The sequence below is a fragment of the Mesoterricola sp. JemC181 genome (assembly GCF_055384585.1).
On record NZ_AP045076.1, the window covers coordinates 801,223 to 819,530 of the forward strand.

The 18,308-nt window shown below is 57.4% G+C and carries 16 protein-coding genes and 1 pseudogene; 5 read left to right on the forward strand and 12 right to left on the reverse strand.

Features of this window, described 5'->3' with window-relative positions; all coding sequences use genetic code 11:
* Positions 1-575: 575 nt before the first annotated feature.
* Entirely contained in the window at positions 576-842 is a 267-nt protein-coding gene (locus tag ACZ5MC_RS03610) for an Lrp/AsnC ligand binding domain-containing protein (protein WP_464517047.1), read from the reverse strand.
* 270 nt (positions 843-1,112) lie between these two features.
* Between ACZ5MC_RS03610 and ACZ5MC_RS03615 the strand changes: the two genes are divergently transcribed.
* Positions 1,113-1,424, forward strand: coding sequence for a hypothetical protein (locus ACZ5MC_RS03615; RefSeq protein ID WP_464517048.1), 312 nt, complete (start codon positions 1,113-1,115; stop codon positions 1,422-1,424).
* On the forward strand, positions 1,421-1,609 hold the full coding sequence (tnpB, locus tag ACZ5MC_RS03620) for an IS66 family insertion sequence element accessory protein TnpB (protein ID WP_464517049.1): 189 nt from the start codon (positions 1,421-1,423) through the stop codon (positions 1,607-1,609). The genes ACZ5MC_RS03615 and tnpB overlap by 4 nt, the downstream gene beginning before the upstream one ends.
* Positions 1,610-1,692: 83 nt before the next feature.
* Here tnpB and ACZ5MC_RS03625 read toward each other — a convergent pair whose 3' ends face one another.
* From ACZ5MC_RS03625 to ACZ5MC_RS03635, 3 genes are read right to left on the reverse strand one after another with little or no spacing between them, the layout of a single operon-like run.
* Positions 1,693-2,709: a site-specific integrase gene (locus ACZ5MC_RS03625; RefSeq protein ID WP_464517050.1), complete on the reverse strand. Its 1,017-nt coding sequence runs from the start codon at positions 2,707-2,709 to the stop codon at positions 1,693-1,695.
* Complete coding sequence (locus ACZ5MC_RS03630) at positions 2,706-3,701, reverse strand: tyrosine-type recombinase/integrase (protein WP_316414409.1); 996 nt, start codon at positions 3,699-3,701, stop codon at positions 2,706-2,708. Before ACZ5MC_RS03630 ends, ACZ5MC_RS03625 begins: the two co-directional genes overlap by 4 nt.
* Positions 3,698-4,936 (reverse strand): site-specific integrase, encoded by a 1,239-nt coding sequence (locus ACZ5MC_RS03635; RefSeq protein ID WP_316414410.1) that lies wholly within the window; start codon positions 4,934-4,936, stop codon positions 3,698-3,700. Before ACZ5MC_RS03635 ends, ACZ5MC_RS03630 begins: the two co-directional genes overlap by 4 nt.
* A gap of 178 nt (positions 4,937-5,114) precedes the next feature.
* On the opposite strand from ACZ5MC_RS03635, the pseudogene ACZ5MC_RS03640 reads away from it, so the two are divergent.
* Positions 5,115-5,291, forward strand: a pseudogene (locus ACZ5MC_RS03640) (transposase family protein); the annotation flags it as partial.
* A gap of 161 nt (positions 5,292-5,452) precedes the next feature.
* Positions 5,453-6,970: an IS66 family transposase gene (tnpC, locus tag ACZ5MC_RS03645; protein ID WP_464517051.1), complete on the forward strand. Its 1,518-nt coding sequence runs from the start codon at positions 5,453-5,455 to the stop codon at positions 6,968-6,970.
* Positions 6,971-7,235: 265 nt separating this feature from the next.
* Here the strand turns inward: tnpC and ACZ5MC_RS03650 are convergent, their stop codons facing one another.
* From ACZ5MC_RS03650 to ACZ5MC_RS03685, 8 genes are all read right to left on the reverse strand, one after another.
* Positions 7,236-7,724, reverse strand: a complete 489-nt coding sequence (locus ACZ5MC_RS03650) for a hypothetical protein (RefSeq protein ID WP_464517052.1) — start codon at positions 7,722-7,724, stop codon at positions 7,236-7,238.
* 208 nt (positions 7,725-7,932) lie between these two features.
* A complete protein-coding gene (locus ACZ5MC_RS03655; RefSeq protein WP_464517053.1) occupies positions 7,933-8,472 on the reverse strand; it encodes a hypothetical protein in 540 nt (179 codons plus the stop codon).
* A 226-nt stretch (positions 8,473-8,698) separates the two neighbouring features.
* Complete coding sequence (locus tag ACZ5MC_RS03660) at positions 8,699-9,208, reverse strand: hypothetical protein (RefSeq protein ID WP_464517054.1); 510 nt, start codon at positions 9,206-9,208, stop codon at positions 8,699-8,701.
* Positions 9,209-9,445: 237 nt separating this feature from the next.
* The gene (locus tag ACZ5MC_RS03665) at positions 9,446-9,946 is read right to left on the reverse strand and encodes a hypothetical protein (protein WP_464517055.1); all 501 of its coding nucleotides are present in this window, start codon (positions 9,944-9,946) and stop codon (positions 9,446-9,448) included.
* A gap of 673 nt (positions 9,947-10,619) precedes the next feature.
* Positions 10,620-10,934 (reverse strand): hypothetical protein, encoded by a 315-nt coding sequence (locus ACZ5MC_RS03670; RefSeq protein ID WP_464517056.1) that lies wholly within the window; start codon positions 10,932-10,934, stop codon positions 10,620-10,622.
* 972 nt (positions 10,935-11,906) lie between these two features.
* Positions 11,907-12,455 (reverse strand): tyrosine-type recombinase/integrase, encoded by a 549-nt coding sequence (locus ACZ5MC_RS03675; RefSeq protein WP_464517057.1) that lies wholly within the window; start codon positions 12,453-12,455, stop codon positions 11,907-11,909.
* A gap of 245 nt (positions 12,456-12,700) precedes the next feature.
* Positions 12,701-13,447 carry a hypothetical protein gene (locus ACZ5MC_RS03680; RefSeq protein WP_464517058.1) on the reverse strand — a complete coding sequence of 249 codons (747 nt, stop codon included), beginning with the start codon at positions 13,445-13,447 and terminating at the stop codon, positions 12,701-12,703.
* 853 nt (positions 13,448-14,300) lie between these two features.
* Entirely contained in the window at positions 14,301-14,543 is a 243-nt protein-coding gene (locus tag ACZ5MC_RS03685; protein ID WP_464517059.1) for a hypothetical protein, read from the reverse strand.
* Positions 14,544-15,020: 477 nt separating this feature from the next.
* Here ACZ5MC_RS03685 and ACZ5MC_RS03690 point away from each other — a divergent pair, with 477 nt between their 5' ends.
* On the forward strand, positions 15,021-16,136 hold the full coding sequence (locus tag ACZ5MC_RS03690; protein ID WP_464517060.1) for an IS110 family RNA-guided transposase: 1,116 nt from the start codon (positions 15,021-15,023) through the stop codon (positions 16,134-16,136).
* Positions 16,137-18,308 lie beyond the last annotated feature (2,172 nt).

An 18,308-nucleotide genomic window follows, 5' to 3' on the forward strand; every position in this document is an offset into this window, starting at 1 on the left:
CCATCAAGGGAAAACGAGGTTTATTCTTATGGAAAGCATTTTCCACTGGGGACTTTCCACGGCCTCTATATATATGGTAATAATGAGCCTATTGCAACGTACATATAATCTTCGGGCCAATGTAATTGTAACAGTAATTACCTTCACGATTGGTGGTGGAGTTTTGGCATTTTTCCAATGGAATCAATGCGAGAAAGATTATATGGCTTCCAAGAAGGCCCATGAACTTGAATCCAAGGATTATTAGTATGGATTAATGAAAAATAACTTTGCTTCGGATATGCTGTACCACGGTTTTATCTGAACTGGATGGCAGGTCTGTGCAAATTACATCCTAACGCCGAAGTTGAGTCGGCCCCAACCTGGCGGCGCGAACGGGGGAGGAGGAGGATTGGATTGATGCTACCTAAAAAGGAGAAGGTCAGGTTGGGGTCCGACCTCGAACGCTGAGTTTGGAGCGGCGTGCAAATCATGCCGCACTCGAACGGCGCCTCCGGGCGTGGGAAAATATGAGGAGGTGGCAGGAATGGGCCTTTGCTGAGATAGGAATCAACAGTTATGACCTGGGCGAAGGTTTAAGCGCCAACAGAATTCTTTGAGGGGAATTCAATCCCATCGATCCATCGAGCGATTTTTGAGTCAGTACCAGCAATGTCTGGAATTTCCGCGATGCGGTCGATGACTGCATCCATATCGGCGACATCAGTACCATTGACGATCGCAATGACATCCGGACTTCCGAAGATCGCATCTGCATGAAGAACTCCGGGAATACTGCGAAGCTGGCGGACCACCTTTTTGGGCTGCGATGTCGTGATGAAGATGTACGCCCAGATGTTCATTTTAAACTCCACAAGGTGCCAATCGGTGAGGCCTAACGCCGAAGTTGAGTCGGCCCCAACCTGGCGGCGCGAACGGGGGAGAAGGCGGATTGGAAGTGTCCTTTCGGCAGGCGTGCGTGAACCCGTAGGTTGATCACCGGTAGGCTCATGGGTCGCTGGAGATTGCCCATGGCCCAACCCAGGAAAGCTGCTTTGCCCGAGGACTTGGCCCCACTGCGCAGGCGCATAGAGACCTGGCGCATGACGCGCCCCAGCCGCGGCGAGACGCCGGTGGAAATCTGGGATAGCGCGGTGGCCCTGGCCCGGATCTACGGTGTCTGCCAAATCGCCCGCGCCGTCGGCCTCGACTACAAGGCCCTCCGGACCCGGGTCGCCAAGGCTCCGGTAAAGCCCGGCCTGATCAAGCCCACCTTTGTCGAACTGCCGGCGTCCCTGGCGGCGGAGCCTGTGCCGGCCCCCCTCCCCGGGACCTCCATCGAGATCACCTCCCCCGATGGTTCGCGCATGCGCATCACCCTGGAGTCGGGACGGGGTCTGGAGGCTGCCGGGATTGTCGCTGCATTCCTGGGGGGCCGGGGTTGATCCAGATCACCCCGCAAATGCGGGTGCTGGTGGCGGTCGAGCCGGTGGACTTCCGCCGGGGGATCGACGGCTTGGTCAGCCTCTGCCGGGAGAAACTCAGCAGCGACCCCTTTTCGGGAACGGTGTTCGTGTTTCGCAGCCGTGGCGACCAGGCCATCAAGCTCCTGGTCTATGACTTATGTTGAGACTTCCGTAATGTGGAGGCCCAGGTTTGGAGCCCCTCAATGTGCGGACAACAGGCCGTGGTTCTCCACATTACGGAACTGGCTTACAGGGACTCCAGCCATTCCAGGATGGACTTGTCGGTTCTCCAAGTCGCTTCGGCCCCATCCATAGCGAGGGGCTTGGCCTTTGCTATCGCACGCCGCTTCATCTCGAGGTCCACCTTGGCGTAGCGGTTGGTCGTATTGATGCTGGCATGCCCCAGCCAGTGGCTGATGGTCGGTAGGTCAACTCCGGATTGGAGGAGGTGGACCGCGGTGCTGTGGCGCATGGAGTGGGGATGGAGAAGCTTCCCCGTCAGCGTTGGAGCGCAGGCCCTGGCCTGGTGGCAATGCTTGGCCAGGAGGTAACGGACCCCGAATCGGGTCAGGGGCCCTCCCCGGTGATTGCGGAACAAGCGCTCCCTGGACCCGGGTTCCATGTCGATTGCGGCAAGGAAGGCTTTCAGCAGTTGGGCTGTCTGAGGCCAAAGTGGGCAGGCACGCTCCTTTCGCCCTTTACCGAACAGGCGAACCTGGAAGGGCCTCTCCAACTGGAGGTCGCAGGGCCGGAGATCGAGTATTTCCTGGACCCGGGCTCCGGTGTTGAACATCGTTGCCAGGAGAACGAAATCCCGCCGGCCATCCAGAGTTGACTGATCGATGACCGCCAGAATGGCCTGGATCTCCTCGAATTCCAGGTAATCGACCACGCGGGCGCCAGCCCGTTTGAACGGAACAGCCAGGATTCGCTGGCACCCTTCCAGACATTCGGGCCGGCAGGTGGCGACGTGACGGGCAAAGGCATGGATCGCCGCGAGACTCACATTCCGGGTCGAGGCCTTGTTGTGGCGGCCCTCCTCCAGGTGGTCGAGGAAGGCCATGACCACCTCAGGGGTGATGGCCTCCAGGCCCAGTTCGGCGACGGGACGTCCGAGATGGCCAGCCAGGAACTTGAGCAGCAGGGACAGGCTGTCCCGGTAGCTGAGGAGCGTGCAGGGGCTGAGGCCACGGGCCCTCGGAAGGAACTCCGAAAAGAACTCGCGCAGGGCCATGGCCAGGGGGTTGGGTTTGGCCTCCTTCACAATGACCCTCCGAGTCCCTCGAAGGATTCGAGCAGGGGCTTGCAGTGTTCGGCGAACTTCTCGCTCGCGGCACCCGCCAGGGAAGCAACGAATGGCAGGTAGTATTCCGTGGACACGGGTGAGACATGGCCCATGTAGGCGGACAGGAAAGGAAGCTTGGCCCCGAGGTCCGCACCTTCCCGGTACCAGCGCAGGAGGGCGTGGACGGCGAAGGTATGTCGCAGATCATGGACCCGCGGCGTGCCGCCGGTCTCGGTGTGGATGCCGGCGGCCTTGAATAGGCCCCGCAATCCATCGTAGATGCCTCCCCCTGAATACCCGTCCCTCCGGCCCTGGACGAGCAACGGCGAGGCCGCATCCATGGGGAGGTGGCGGTTCCGTCGAGCCGTCAGATACGCGTCAAGTTCCCGGCTTCCATCCACTGAAAGCGGGATCATGCGCGACTTGTAGAACTTGGATTCCCGGATCATCAACGTTTGTTCTGTGGGCAAGTAGTCGCCCAGCGTTAGGCGGAGCAGCTCGCCCCTGCGAAGCCCGCTCGTGTAGAGGAGGACGAGGGCAAGGCGATAGACCTCCCGGCGGAGGGGGCTCATCGGATGAGGCTTCAGCTCCTGGGTGGCATCCAGCAGGCGCGGAATTTCATGCTCATCAAAGATGTAGGGGCGAGGGTGTCGGGAGTATGGAGGGAACAGCGCCGGGTCGGGCAGAAAGCATCCGGGCTCCGTCCGTCGTCGATAGAGGCAGAAAAGGTAGATGATCCGCATCCGGGCCCGCCGGGTCCCGGTACCCACATGCTCGAAGGTCCGACACCATGCCCCGAACCTATTTGCGTCGAAATCCTCAGGACCATTGGCTTTTTCTGAAAGGAACCGGTCAAGGTGTAGGAGCACTCGGCCTGCGGCATCGAAGTTCAGGCCCACGGATTGTTTGAGTTCCACGTACTGCGCCAGGATGGGCCCGAGGCAGGAAATGAATCCGATTGCGCCGGTCATGGCCGCACCCCTGTTGGCAGGGAAAGGGCGACCTCCCGAAGGTCCTCCACGGCAAGGCGGATGTAGACACAGGTACTCTCTGCATTCTTATGGCCGAGGACATCCCCGATCTCCTTGAGAGAACCACCCTGCCGCAGCAGGTGAACGGCGAGGGAATGGCGCAGGCAGTGAGGCCCCTTGAAGGGGATGGGAAGGCCACAGCGTTTCACCCGGCTCCTGAAGGTGTAGGAGATGCCCTGAGGCCCCAGGGGGCCCGTGGGTGCGACTACCCGGAGAAAGACCTCTCTGACAGGACAGGGGGGTCGCCCATGCCGGAGGTAGTCGACGAGGCTGGCGCCAACCTCGTCAGTCAGCGGCAGGGTGAGGCCGTTTCCAGTTTTGGTCTGGATCAAGGAAATCCGCTCCAGGCGCCAGTCGATGTTCTCCAGCGCCAGAGTCCCCACCTCCACTGCCCGGAGGCCGTAGGTGGCCATCAGGAGAAAGATAGCGTAATCGCGCTTTCCCATCGGTGTGGATCGGTCGATGGCGTTGAGGAAGGCCTGCACGGACTCCCAGGAAAGGGCCCGTGGAAGCCGTTCGCCTCGGTAGACTCGGGAGGAAACGATCTGGTCCTCCAAACCCGGAAGGATGTCTCCGGACATGGCCAGGAATTTGAAGAAGCCGCGCATCGCGGCCGCGATTTTCTGGAGATGGGCTCGGGCTGCTCGTCGCGCCCGGAATTTGACAAAGGATTCGATCATGCTGCCGTCGATGTTCCTTAGACGCTCGGGGCTGCCATCGAAACTGATGTAAACCAGGAACTCCTGGATGATCGATTCGTACCGCTGGATGGTGACGGGAGCGAATCCGCGGACATTCCGGAGGTATTCGCCGAAGGCCAGGGCCTTCAGTTCACGTATGGCGGGCGCAGGAGGGTGGAACCGGCCCTGGGCAAGGAAATACCGGTCAAGGCTGTTGACCAGGGTCGGGAGAAAATCCCTCGGATCCGCCCTTGGATGCCAAGGCTCGCGGCAGGAAAGGAGGGCCTCCCTAGTGAGTTGATGATCGGAGGTCACGCCCAGAGCAAGGAGACGTTCTTCCAGGCGGCAGATTTGTCGCAAGTATTCCCTGGCCGTTCTACGGGGATAACCTCGCTCAAGCATCCAGTCCACGTAATCGCCCAGGGAAGGTCCCAGAACCGGCAGGGACGAAAGGGAGACGCGCTGGCGAACAACAGGAAGCATTTCCAGAAGCATCGGAGCCTCCAAAGAGCCTGTGCCACCATTGGCACGGCTCCGATGCTAGGCCCATTAATGTGCAGTATTTACGGTCACCATTGTGGATGACCGCCCTTCCCCTGGAGGGACTCCACATTACGGAAGTCTCAACATAAATCGAATTATGTGGAGCTCCACATAATTCGACGGGCAAGGCTTCTGGCTCTGTCACAAGCGCCTGTCTCAGGGTAGGTTCCGGCATTGGCCCCAGGAACAAGAAGTTGCGACGGAGCTGCTCGCCCACGAACTGCAGGTCCTACTCTGCTTCGGCAATCCGGCCGCCACCGGGAACCCCCCTGCCTGGCGCACAGTGGGGCCCCGGTCCCGCCCCTGAAATCAGGGCTTGTACTTTCCTTCCGAGGCTGGCAGGCTCGTACTATGGGGCGCTCGAAACCACACACCTCAAAGGCCGGGAAGGCCCAGTCGCCGTCGGCTCTGGTGAATCCAGAGATCCTAAAGCTGACTCCGGCGCAGGTCACCGCCTTTATCGAGCGCATGCGGTTGGTGGTCACCGATGAGCAGGATTTCCTGATCATCCAGGGCAGCCTGGCCACGCTCGGTTTCATGGCCCAGGAGCTCAAATCCAAGCGCACGTCCATCCTGAGGCTCTCCCAGATGCTGTTCGGGGATGCCACCGAGGCCATGGAGAACCTGTTCCCACCGACAACACCGAGGCCCAAGCCGAAGCCGAAGGCGCCCAGGAAGGGCCATGGCAGGGCCGGGGCGGGCAGTTATCCTGGGGCCCAGCGCGTCAAGGTCCCCCATGAGCGCCTGAAGTCCGGGGACGAGTGCCCGGAATGCCCCAATGGCCGGGTCTACCCGATGGCCCAACCCGCCGTCATGGTCCGGATCGTGGGCCTTTCCCCCCTCCAAGCCAAGGTGATCGAGCGGGAGCGCCTGCGCTGCAATGCCTGCGGCGAAGTGTTCACGGCCAAGGCCCCGGAGGGGGCTGGGCCGGAGAAGTTCGACGCCTCCGCTGCGGCCATGGTGGCCCTGCTGAAGTACGGAACCGGGGCCCCCTTCCACCGCCTGGCTCGGCTGCAGGCCAACCTGGGCATCCCCCTCCCGGCCTCCACCCAGTGGGAGCTGGTCCAGAAGCAGGCCGGCCTCCTGGATCCCGTGATGGACGAGTTGGCCCGCCTCGCGGCCCAGGCGGAGGTGGTGTTCAACGACGACACCACCATGAAACTTGTCGATCGCCCAGACCTCCGACTCGACCGGAAGGAACGGAAGGGGGTCTACACCTCCGGGATCGTGGCCCGGCTCCAGCATTCAGGACCCGGCCGGGCAAGGGGGGTCGTCCTATTCCGTACCGGGCACCACCACGCCGGGGAGAATTTGGCCGAGATTCTCCGTTTCCGGAACCAGAACCTGCCACCACCAATCCAGATGTGTGATGCATTGGCGGCCAACACCAAGGGACCTTTCGAGACCCTGGTCGCACACTGCCTGGCTCATGCCCGCCGTAGGTTTGTGGAGGTGGTGGACGACTTCCCCGAGGAGTGCAGGCACCTGCTGGAGGCCCTGCGGGACGTTTACCATCACGACAGCCAGGCCAAAGCCCTGACCCCTCAGGAGCGACTCCGGTTCCACCAGGAGCACAGTGGCCCGGTCGTGGAGACCCTGAAAGGCTCGCTGGAACGCCAGATGGAGGCCCGGAAAGTGGAGCCGAACTCTGGCCTGGGCAAGGCCATCACCTACATGCTCAAACACTGGACGGCCCTGACCCTGTTCCTCCGCGAACCCGGGGCACCCCTGGACAACAATGTCTGCGAACGCGCCCTGAAGCGCGCCATCCTGCACCGCAAGAACAGCTTGTTCTACAAGAGCGAGGAGGGCGCCAGGGTCGGCGATATCTACATGAGCCTGATCCACACGGCGGAGATGAACGACGTGAACCCGTTCGAGTACCTCGTCGCCGTCCAGAGGAACCACGTCCTCGCCGAGGAAAACCCGGAGGAGTGGATGCCCTGGACATACCAGGCCACGCTGAAGGGGCTGGAAGCCCAATAGTTCCCAGGGTCGTTGGGTGTTTTGGTTCCAGGTGAGTCCCTACGACTCAACCAAAGACTGGCCAATTTGGGAATCTGGCGGCATTGCGCACGTCCGCCGAAAGCTCACGGAGAAGGAGGATTGGAAAGATGTTACCTCAAAGGGAGAAGGTCAGGTTGGGGTCCGACCTCGAACGCTGGGTTAGGACCGGCGCGTGAATATTACCTCGTTGGGACGACGTGTTGGGGAATGGTTGATCAGGCAGGTGGGCGCTTATTCTTGGAGTTTAGGTTGCCGACCAAGTGGAAGTTCGAGCAATGGAGAGATCTGGGGATTTTTCGAGTAGCCGAACCAACGGTTCACTCGAGCTGATTACATAGAAGATGCGGTCTTCGGTCCATAGGAACCAGACGTCCACGCCTTCATCCTTCAGTTTGTAGAGACCGGTTCCGGCTTTGAGAAATTGATGGAAGGCGGAATTGGAAAGCTTTCTGAGGGTGCCCTCGTCACCCTGTAGCAAATCATCACCGACATCGTAAGATTCGTTATACGAGAAGAAAGCATCAGCTTCGGGAAAGACGATATCGACGCATTTGCTTTTGGCCAATACCCGGATTTGGAAGTAAGGGCCTACTTCTTGAATTGAGCCAATATTCACCATGCAGGGCTCAACGGCCTTGATACCTTCCACTAAAGAAACAACGAGAGAGCCATCAGGACGATGAAGTAGCCCCTCGAAAAACCAACTGCGGGACTCATCTAGAATAGTTCTCATGGGATGCCTAACGCCGAAGTTGAGTCGGCCCCAACCTGGCGGCGCGAACGGGGGAGGAGGGAGATTGGAAAGATGTTACCTCAAAGGGAGAAGGTCAGGTTGGGGTCTGACCTCGAACGCTGGGTTAGGACCGGCGCGTGAATATTACCTCGTTAGGACGGCGCGGTGGGACCACATCAAATGGAAGCACAGGTCCGCGAGGATATAGTTACTCGGCTGATCGCCTGAGGTTACGTTTTTTGGTCAGCTGATTAAATAGAAAGCGCTTGCGGATTAATTTTATAATATTAGTTGTTATAATGCTTATTGACAGCGTTAGATCGATAAGCAAAATAATCAAACCGCCTTCATCATTAAACAATTGTGCAATGACACTCAAACAGCATATTAATGCTGTGAATATTGAGATGTAGGCAAAAGCGATATTTGGCTTTGCTTTCTTTTCCGGTGTTGGCCTGATGGCCACGCAAGCCAAAACAACCAGGGAAATTACAATAAGCCAAATCCCCATTGGGCTAAATGATAATAATGCGATGACACAAGCTAGAATCAGCCAGAAGAAGAGACCGAAGAGGCCATAGAAACAGAAAATGAACCAGAAGTCAGAAGCATTTCGGCTGCCGAATCGACCACGTTTGCGAACAAACGGTTCTTCGCGAACCATTATCACTCCAGTAGAAACCCCAACCATCAGCGCATGAAGAATCATCCATCCGCCAAAGAACGAGAGGGCGGCGACCAAAACCATCTGGAGATCTGGACTCTTCATAAGCTTGGATTTTGCACAGGATTCCTAACGCCGAAGTTGAGTCGGCCCCAACCTGGCGGCGCGAACGGAGGAGAAGGGAGATTGGAAAGATGTTACCTCAAAGGGAGAAGGTCAGGTTGGGGTCCGACCTCGAACGCTGGGTTAGGACCGGCGCGTGAATATTACCTCGTTGGGACGGCTCCTCGGGGGTGGCATTCTATGTTGATCAGGTCTTCGGGGAAGGTGTCCTGTAAACCATGTGACCGTTTTGAGGAGAGGATGGCGGCCATTCGAGAATTGGTGGGTCAAAGGAAATGCTAGTCAACTGTTGCCCTTGTGATTTTACAGTGATTCCGGAGATAGGGCGATTTATAACAACTACTGCTACCCAATTCCAATCCTGAATATCGCCCAGAGGGGTAACCACGCCTTCTCTATTCTGGCTGGCCACATTGCGTAGGTATTCAGTGGTGACGCTGCATGGGAAAGTGGTTGAAGCGCCGGATGAGAATACGATTTCGATTTCACCATTAGATGAGTGTGGAAAGATTCGCTTCGGAGTTTCAGCCCGCTTCATCGTGTGAAGTCCACCACTTTCTTGGCCGGGTAGCGTTGTGCCCCATCCATGCAGTTGGTACGTATGTTTTTGCGAGAAATAGGAAATTGATCCTACGCAATTGACATTCGACAATAAAGCAAGGACAACCAGGAGTGCTGTGCTGCTGGTGATTTGCATTTGAGGCCCTGTGCAATGTTCTTGCGTGTCTGGGTGATACCTAACGCCGAAGTTGAGTCGGCCCCAACCTGGCGGCGCGAACGGAGGAGAAGGGAGATTAGAGAGATGTTACCTCAAAGGGAGAAAGTCAGGTTGGGGTCCGACCTCGAACGCTGGGTTAGGACCGGCGCGCGGACATTCTCACGTTGGGACGGTGCCGTGGGATGGCCGTTCATTTAGGACGCTTGGAGGGACGCCTTATTCGCTGGCGGCTCCGATGAATATTTGGGAAACCCTTCCTGCTTTGAATTGGAAGATGACACCACCGTACGTTGAGCCGGCTACGAAGACCGATCCAGGTCGGCTTTCCGCCCTGTTGAAATGGCGCTTGTAGGCACGAATAACTTCCTGTTCAGAACTACCGATCACTATTCCGGCCTTGGTCGGTAAGGTACAGGGAGCTTTGGCTGTGATTGATTCGAGCTTCTGTCTCCCGGTCTTGGTATCAGAGACGAGCATCAATCTGATCCCCTCCTCTGGTAAAGCAATCTCCTGGTGGAAGCACCCATCGGCACCCCATTCTTCGACCGGGCCGTTCTTCGGCTTGCTTCGGAACTTCAGAAGAACATCTACTTTGCTCATGCCCAGTTTCAAGGACCCGATTGATTCTGAATGCATGAGTTGAAAATCATCGCCCGCGCTTGCGGTTAGGCAAGCAATGGTTGCTATCAAGACACCTGCCAAATGGGGTTTGGTCATGGGATGCCTAACGCCGAAGTTGAGTCGGCCCCAACCTGGCGGCGCGAACGGGGGTGAAGGAGGATTGGATAGGTGCTACCTCAAAGGGAGAAGGTCAGGTTGGGGTCCGACCTCGAACGCTGGGTTAGGATCGGCGCGCCCATACTCCCTCGTTGGGACGGCGCGGGGCCGACCGGTTATCGCAAATGGGAGATTTGCCAAACGCAGAATACGAGTATTGAGGCATAGATGAGTCTTGAGGCGAATACAAACGCCCTAGATGCGCGTGGGTGACCTGGTTTGAGCAAGTTTGCTATTCCTTGTGCTATAAATGCGAGCCCTAGACCTGCAAGGATTAGGGGAAATAGCCTGTTCGTGGGCCTTTGGTATGTAAGCAATAATCCTTCAACCCCCATTACTACACCTATAGAAAGGTATAGATAAATCAGCACAGGGGGCCATTTTGAATTTGTAGTCGTAATCATATAAGGATCCTAACGCCGAAGTTGAGTCGGCCCCAACCTGGCGGCGCGAACGGGGGAGAAGGAGGATTGGAAAGATATTACCTCAAAGGGAGAAGGTCAGGTTGGGGTCCGACCTCGAACGCTGGGTTAGGATCGGCGCGTGAAGATTGCCACGTTGTGACGATGCGATTGATCATTGAATGGCAGGACAATAGCCCAGGATGGTTCGGTCAATTTTGAAATAGAACCGATGCCAAGAGGATGGCCGAAAAGATGGCAATGAGCGCCATGGCTCTCATGCCTCGTTTCCAAATTGGGTCCGTCAGTTTATCGGACCTGAGGAACGACAAAGGCACCTTCTCAAAGATCCATTCGATTACCAGGGCACCAGTTCCAACAACGAGTCCTGTTCCAATCCACCTAGCCAATGACCAGCTTGAATGGTCCTTTGGACTGAAAGGATTGAATATCAAGACGATTCCGTAGACCACGAGGAAGGGCACCAGCAATGCCCAAATCGAGAGACTGTATTGTTTTCCCTTCATGGGAATCCTAACGCCGAAGTTGAGTCGGCCCCAACCTGGCGGCGCGAACGGGGGAGAAGGAGGATTGGAAAGACGATACCACCTAGGGGAGAAGTGCAGGTTGGGGTCCGACCTCGAACGCTGGGTTAGGACCGGCGCGTGAATATTACCTCGTTGGGACGGCGCGGCGGGATGGGCGTTCAGTTGAAGCGCCCGAGGGAGAAGGGCGCTGATTGCCCATCGGGCTGCAGTTTGCCCTGGTGATTTAGCTCTGGGCTTTTCGGCACACTGAGGCCGGCGCGGAGAAGCACGCCTACCGTGGACTTCATGGGAGGCGCTTCATGACGCGGCGCCACACGGAAATCGGAATTGACCAGAAGGATAGCAAAGTGTGTCCAGTTCGCTATTGGTAAATAATGCCAATTAGGACCAGTAGCATCCCGATGCCCAAAGAAAAGAGGCTGAATCGATTCCCGGTAATATTGTCTTCTCCGAGTTGGCAGTTGCCTGGGAGCCAAGCTGGAAAATGGAAGTTGCCGATTATTCGAACTATTGACCCTGTAAGTAAATACAGAGCTATTCCAATGAAATTCAATCTCCTCGAGAGGCTGAATGAATAGATAAGTGCGGATAAAAGTAGTGCGTCTAGCAAAAAGAAAATGATTCGGATTTTCCATGTGTAGGGTGGTTTCATTTCTCGCGATGCCTAACGCCGAAGTTGAGTCGGCCCCAACCTGGCGGCGCGAACGGGGGAGAAGGGGGATTGGAAAGACGATACCACCAAGGGGAGAAGTGCAGGTTGGGGTCCGACCTCGAACGCTGGGTTAGGACCGGCGCGTGAATATTCCCTCGTTGGGACGGCGCATCTGATCAATGCCGGTCACGGTGTGTCGTGGCGTGGCATGAGGCCAAACTGCGTAAGTAATGAAAGAACCAGGAATCCGATAGAGAGTGCGGATAGACAAAAACCAATTGCTCTTATGCGAACTGATTTCATCGTGTAACCAATAATTCCGAGGATAACTCCGGCGAACCCCGCAACAAATGCGGACAGCAGAAGAGCAGAGATTTCGCGGAACCCCTGACCTTCTGCATGGCATCAATATCACGGGTTTCCAGCAGGCTGGCCTCATTGATACGCAAGCCGGTGGCATAGATCAGGGTGAAGAACATGCGGTACTTGGCGGTCGTGAACCCGTCCAGGAGCCGCTGGATCTCAGGCCGGCCGAGGATCGAGGGCAGGTGCGCCTTGGCCTTGGGGATGGTGATCCAGGCCACCTTCTCCGGCTGGCCCAGTGTCCTTGAATAGAGAAATTTCAGGGCCGAGTAATGCTGCCCAAGCCGGGACGCCCCGACCGCCTGGCCGCGGAGATGGTCAACCCAGCGCCGAATCGCCTCCTGGCTCGCATCCGGCAGGTCCTGGCCGAGGAACTCCTCGAAACGCCGGGCCGAAGCGACATACAACTCGATGGTTCTTTCCGCCCGGCCCGCCATTCGGAGATCGCCGGAAAATCTGGACAGAGATACACTATCTGCACGCATGCAGTTCCTCCTTGGTTATGGGGACGGTGCTGACACACCGCCATAACCAAGGAGCCTGCTTTTATATACTTCCGCAAGTCCCCCGGTGAGCGACCGGACTGGACGGGCGTTTTTCACCCTGCCGCGAAGCGGCTTCGTTCATGTGGCGGCGCCATTGGTGGAGAACGAGGATTGAGTTTGACGAGTGTTGGTGGGATGAAGGCACTTTGGGGTCCGTGCTCGAACGCTTGGTTAGGCAGCCGCACTTACGATGGCGTGGCCGAATTTCGCGGCGCTTTAACAAAAGCGAATACCGATTGGTCGATGGTTCGATCAAATGAAAATCTATCGCAGATGATGGTGATTGAGCCACTGCTATCTGTGAACATTCTACGGAAGGGCACCATGACTCCGTCAATTAAACGATAATCCGAAAACTCTTCGCTGGAAACCAAGTCCTTCCCATCTCTGTACGCCCGGAGGATATTTTTGATTTCGAGGAAGGAATTCGCGCTAATAAAGATGTCAGAAGTCAGGCCGTTGATTCGAAGAACCTTCAAATGATGGGATGGTTCACCATTTATTGCTTCTTTCCCCATATACGTTACCTTGCTACCCTTGGCGCGCCAGTTGACAAGGGGACCATCAAAATCCAGTTCAGAGACAAGAGCCTTTGACTCTGGTTCACTCAGCGGGGTGGATTCAGCATCACCGCTCTTGCCCCATGCCGTATGCCCATCGAAAGCTGTTATTGATTGAAGGCTACCCATTTCAGAACGCATATAAAAGAATTGAGGCCGCTTCATTATGATTGAAATCTTGGTAGTGACAGAAGCCGAATTCAAAATATGGCTTTCCATCCGCCATGAGGATTTCGCGGCTAAATTCTCCAGACCTCCCCTGGCATGAATGTGTTTCGAGATTATTTCATCTAGTGGCAATCGCTTTGAACAACTAACAACCGTCGTTAGTACGGTCAGGGAGATCAAACTGAAGCCGATTGTGCGTAGCATTGAAGACCCTTTTGAATGAGGCTCGGGATGCTTAACGTGGGTTTGATGGGTGGTGGGTGATGCCTAACGCCGAAGTTGAGTCGGCCCCAACCTGGCGGCGCGAACGAGGGAGAAGGAGGATTGGAAAGATCTTACCTCAAAGGGAGATGGTCAGGTTGGGGTCCGACCTCGAACGCTGGGTTAGGACCGGCGCGCCAATGTTGCCTCGTTGTGACGGCGCGAAGGAAGGCTGGCTTTGTATGCGAGACAGGCTGGTTTGGCCTGAATGCTAAGGTCGCTCAACGCCACAAGATTGACATTTCTTTGAGAAGAAAATTCTGAATAGGTACCAACCTCGGCGATCGCTGAAACCTTTATGTTCAAAGAAAAACTCTCCACACGCCGGGCATCCAGAATTGTAAAGTCTAATCATGGAATAAATCGCATAAAGGATAATTATTGCAAACAGGTACTGAAAATAGAAAGCACCAATGACAATACATACAACATATAGTGACAAGCAAACTGGGACTAAAATTGCGCCCAGGATTGCACGCCTCCTTTGATGTTGATAGTGAGCCCAATCTGCTTCCGAATGGTGCGTTGCGTTCATAGGGTGCCTGAAGAAGTGTCGAGGCGAGCGTCGGTGGAGCCTAACGCCGAAGTTGAGTCGGCCCTAACCTGGCGGCGCGAACGGGAGAGAAGGGGGATTGGAAAGACGATACCACCAAGGGGAGAAGTTCAGGTTGGGGTCCGACCTCGAACGCTGGGTTAGGACCGGCGCGAAAATATTCCCTCGTTGGGACGGCGCGATGGGACGAGCTTTCTGGCTTGAATTTTCCCGCGGTAGTTCGGTGGGTGCGAAGGCCAGCCATTACCTGGGTAGTGTTGGATCCTGGATGTTCGGGATACCGCAATGGGCGCAAATTGAATTCCTGGTGCCAAGGAACCGCGAAACTTTGTAGGGATTTCCACAGTTGGGACAGACGGTTTCCTTGGACCAGATTCCAAGCTGGTAGCCGGATAGCTTGGCAAGGATCAAGAATACGACTGCTCCCCCCGCAACCGCAGCGAAGCTGGCAATCAGGAAAGCAGAAACGGCCAGGATTAAGGTCATGAGTTTCTCAAAGGCCCGGGATTCCTAACGCTGAAGTTGAGTCGGCCCCAACCTGGCGGCACGAACGGGGGAGATGGAGGATTGGAAAGACGATACCACCAAGGGGAGAAGCGCAGGTTGAGGTCCAACCTCGAGACATCATGTATTGGCCCGGCGAATTTGAAGGGATCGATTCTCCAGGTTACTCCGGGGGCTCTGCCCCCGGGCCCCCGGGGTTTATCGCCTGACGCCCAGAAACTGGGGCATCACTGAAAAAGGGGGCCGGGAAGCTCCCGGCCCATCAGTTTCCGGGCCCGGGCCGGCGCTCAGGTCGCATCCCTGCGGAGCCTTGTCTTCCGCCCGGCTGAACGAAGGGTGAGTCCCTCGCGGTGGGTTCGCAAGAGAGGAAAAGGGCCTGCCCGTCCGCAGCGTTCGTGGATTAAGCTCGGGTCGCTTTTCAACCAACCGGCTCAGAGCCGTAAATGAGGAGGGCAGGCGATGGAAGTCTACTGCAAATTCGTCGGGTTGGATGTCCACAAAGCAACGATCGCCGCTGCTGTGGCGGAAGGTGCGGGCGGAGTGCCCTGCTATCTGGGGGAGATCCCAAACACCCCGGAAGCGGTGGCCCAGTTGGTCCGGAAGCTGAAGAAGGACCACGCCCCGCTCCGGTTCTGCTACGAGGCCGGTCCGTGCGGGTTCGGGCTATACAGGCAGTTGCGCAGCCTGGGCCAGGAGTGCCAGGTGGTGGCGCCGTCGCTGATCCCGAAAAAGCCCGGCTGCCGGATCAAGAACGACCGCCGGGACAGCCTGTCGCTTGCGGATTTGTTTCGCTCCGGCCACTTGACCGCAGTCTGGGTGCCGGGCGAACCCCAGGAAGCGCTGCGCGACCTGACCCGGGCCCGGGAGGACCTGATGCGCGTGCATAAGCAAGCCAAGCAGCGGTTGCTGGGCTTCTTGCTGCGCCACGGCAAGCGCTATCCGGAAAAGAGCCACTGGACCCAGGCGCACTTCCGTTGGCTGGAGACGATCAAGTTCGACCGCCCTGTGCAGCAGATCGTGTTCCAGGAATACGTGGACCTGGTCCTGGCCATGGGGGTCCGGGTCAAGGCCCTGGACACCCAGATCCTGGCGGCCGAGCCCCAGGCTGAGTTCGCCCCGACCATCACGGCGCTCATGGCCTTGCGCGGCATCGATCGGCTGGCTGCGACCATCGTCGCGGCCGAGATCGGCGAGCTCCGGCGCTTTCCCAAGGCGCCCAACCTGTGGTCGTTCGTGGGCCTGAACCCGAGCGAGCATTCCAGTGGCCCCCACCATGTCCGCGGGGCCATCACCAAGGCCGGAAATGGCCACGTTCGCCGGATCCTGCTGGAGGCGGCCTGGACCTATCGCTTTCCTGCGCGCAAGACCCGTATCATCCAGCGCCGCGCCGAGCAGGCTCCCCAGGCGGTCCAGGACATCGCCTGGGCGGCCCAGAAACGGCTCTGTGCCCGCTACCGGGCCCTGACCAAGCGCGGCATGTTGCCGGTCAAAATCGCCACCGCCCTGGCCCGGGAACTGACCGGATTCATCTGGGCCATCGGCCAGGCCTTGCCACCCCTGACCCCCAAGGCCTAGGCCGGGCGACCAGGACGTGAAGATATCGTCACGCAGTGCGTGAGCAGCAGGATGAGCCCCGGTGGGAGCACCCTCGACAGCGTTGTTCTGGCGGCCGGCAACGGCCTGATCCAAGGTTCGAGCGGGAGGCAGCTCCCCGACGTATCGGTTGTCATTCCGGTAACCAACCCGCGCATATCAAACTGAGCAACCGTCGGAAACACCGCTCGTCCTGCTCCTCACCCACTGCCCGGCTACAGTGAAATAATTGGCTGTCGCTCCCCTTGACAGGCCAAAACATATCAACGCTGGGTTAGGCAGTCGGACCTTTGGTGATGTCATTGCAGGGCGCGGGGCCATGGGGGGTAGGATTCAAAGTGGGCCGAGAGACTTCTGAACGTAGAACGTGAAGCAGAAGCAGAAGTAGGGCAAACCAACATAATGAAAGGAACCAACCGAGCCACGCGCTGATGTTTGGTTGAAAAATAAGAGCGGTGGCCAGAAATGTAGCCATCCAAATGGTGACAGCTACGGTCTGTTTGGCATTCATCTTCTGGCCCGTTGAATTGACTAGATATTTGGCAAAGTCCTTTAGTCGGATTGTTCGTTTTGGTGCCAATCCTCTGGCGAGAATATAAGCGACAACTATCGCAAGCATTATTGGCAAGCTTTTTAGCTTGAGTTTGAGTGTTTCGGAAACGAGGGTTGCTTGGATTGATGCTTTAAGAGTCGGATCGTTTGTAGTCAAAGCAACGGCTGCAGCGAGAACGATCGCGACGAGGAGGGATACGGTTAGGACGTTTTGGAATCGGGACCTTGGCATTTGAATCCTGCCTGTGCATGAACCGATGTGTAGTTGTCGTTGTTAGCGATGGATGCTCGAAGGGAGCTGCCTAACGCCGAAGTTGAGTCGGCCCCAACCTGGCGGCGCGAACGGAGGAGAAGGAGGATTGGAAAGACGATACCACCAAGGGGAGGAGTGCAGGTTGGGGTCCGACCTCGAACGCTGGGTTAGGACCGGCGCGTGAATAGTACCTCGTTGGGACGGCGCGGTGGAATGGGCGTTCAGTTGAAGCGCTCGGAGGAGAAGGGCGCTGATTGCCCATCGGGCTGCGGCTTGCCCTGGTGATGTAGCTCTGGGCTTTTCGCCCACTGAGGCCGGCGCAGAGAAGCCCGCTTACCGTGACCTTCGAAGGAGCCGCAGCAGGACGCGGCGCGATGCTGGTCCCTGGGATTCTTCGCGCCCCATGCCCTAACGCCGAAGTTGAGTCGGCCCCAACCTGGCGGCGCGAACGGGGGAGAGGGAGGATGGGAAAGACGATACCACCAAGGGGAGAAGTGCAGGTTGGGGTCCGACCTCGAACGCTGGGTTAGGACCGGCGCGTGAATATTACCTCGTTGGGACGGCGCGACGGGATTGGCGTTCAGTTGAAGCGCTGGGAGGGGAAGGGCGCTGATTGCCCATCGGGCTGCGGCTTGCCCTGGTGATGTAGCTCTGGGCTTTTCGCCCACTGAGGCGGGCGCGGGGTAGCACGCCTACCGTGACCTTCGAGGGAGCCGCAGCAGGACGCGGCGCGATGCTGGGCCCCGGGGTTCTTCGCGCCCCATGCCCTAACGCCGAAGTTGAGTCGGCCCCAACCTGGCGGCGCGAACGGGGGAGAAGGAGGAATGGATAGATGTTACCTCAAAGGGAGAAGGTCAGGTTGGGGTCCGACCTCGAACGCTGGGTTAGGATCGGCGCGCGAATATTCCCTCGTTGGGACGGCGCGGTGGAATGGGCGTTCAGTTGAAACGCTCGGTGGTATCGGCCGCAGACCGCCCAACTATTTCTTTAGTTCACTGCGTGGTCGGAAGTAGGAAATGGGGAGAAATCTGACAGTCAGCCAAGGGCCGAGGCATGGGGCAGTAGCCCTCATTACGTCGGTAGGGATACCGGGAAAGGACCAAGCTAGCCAATTGGAAATTGCCCAGACGATGCCGGATGGCAGGAAGATGAAGAATCCCTGCTTCACCGGTGTGGATGGGCTCATCCGACTTGTGATAAGGCCGAGTATTGTTGGGAACGCTAAGGTCGTAAAAATTATGACGATTGCGCGGTACCAAACGGGTAGGTGCATAGTGGATGCCTAACGCCGAAGTTGAGTCGGCCCCAACCTGGCGGCGCGAACGGGGGAGAAGGAGGATTGGAAAGAT

Excerpts from the sequence above, each read along its gene's own strand:
- ACZ5MC_RS03630 (WP_316414409.1), bottom strand. The coding sequence starts at position 3,701 with ATGACCGGCGCAATCGGATTCATTTCCTGCCTCGGGCCCATCCTGGCG.
- ACZ5MC_RS03635 (WP_316414410.1), bottom strand. The coding sequence starts at position 4,936 with ATGCTTCTGGAAATGCTTCCTGTTGTTCGCCAGCGCGTCTCCCTTTCG.
- ACZ5MC_RS03690 (WP_464517060.1), top strand. The coding sequence starts at position 15,021 with ATGGAAGTCTACTGCAAATTCGTCGGGTTGGATGTCCACAAAGCAACG.
- ACZ5MC_RS03665 (WP_464517055.1), bottom strand. The coding sequence starts at position 9,946 with ATGACCAAACCCCATTTGGCAGGTGTCTTGATAGCAACCATTGCTTGC.
- ACZ5MC_RS03610 (WP_464517047.1), bottom strand. The coding sequence starts at position 842 with ATGAACATCTGGGCGTACATCTTCATCACGACATCGCAGCCCAAAAAG.
- ACZ5MC_RS03670 (WP_464517056.1), bottom strand. The coding sequence starts at position 10,934 with ATGAAGGGAAAACAATACAGTCTCTCGATTTGGGCATTGCTGGTGCCC.
- ACZ5MC_RS03685 (WP_464517059.1), bottom strand. The coding sequence starts at position 14,543 with ATGACCTTAATCCTGGCCGTTTCTGCTTTCCTGATTGCCAGCTTCGCT.
- ACZ5MC_RS03675 (WP_464517057.1), bottom strand. The coding sequence starts at position 12,455 with ATGCGTGCAGATAGTGTATCTCTGTCCAGATTTTCCGGCGATCTCCGA.
- ACZ5MC_RS03680 (WP_464517058.1), bottom strand. The coding sequence starts at position 13,447 with ATGCTACGCACAATCGGCTTCAGTTTGATCTCCCTGACCGTACTAACG.
- tnpC (WP_464517051.1), top strand. The coding sequence starts at position 5,453 with ATGCGGTTGGTGGTCACCGATGAGCAGGATTTCCTGATCATCCAGGGC.
- ACZ5MC_RS03660 (WP_464517054.1), bottom strand. The coding sequence starts at position 9,208 with ATGCAAATCACCAGCAGCACAGCACTCCTGGTTGTCCTTGCTTTATTG.
- ACZ5MC_RS03655 (WP_464517053.1), bottom strand. The coding sequence starts at position 8,472 with ATGGTTTTGGTCGCCGCCCTCTCGTTCTTTGGCGGATGGATGATTCTT.
- ACZ5MC_RS03650 (WP_464517052.1), bottom strand. The coding sequence starts at position 7,724 with ATGAGAACTATTCTAGATGAGTCCCGCAGTTGGTTTTTCGAGGGGCTA.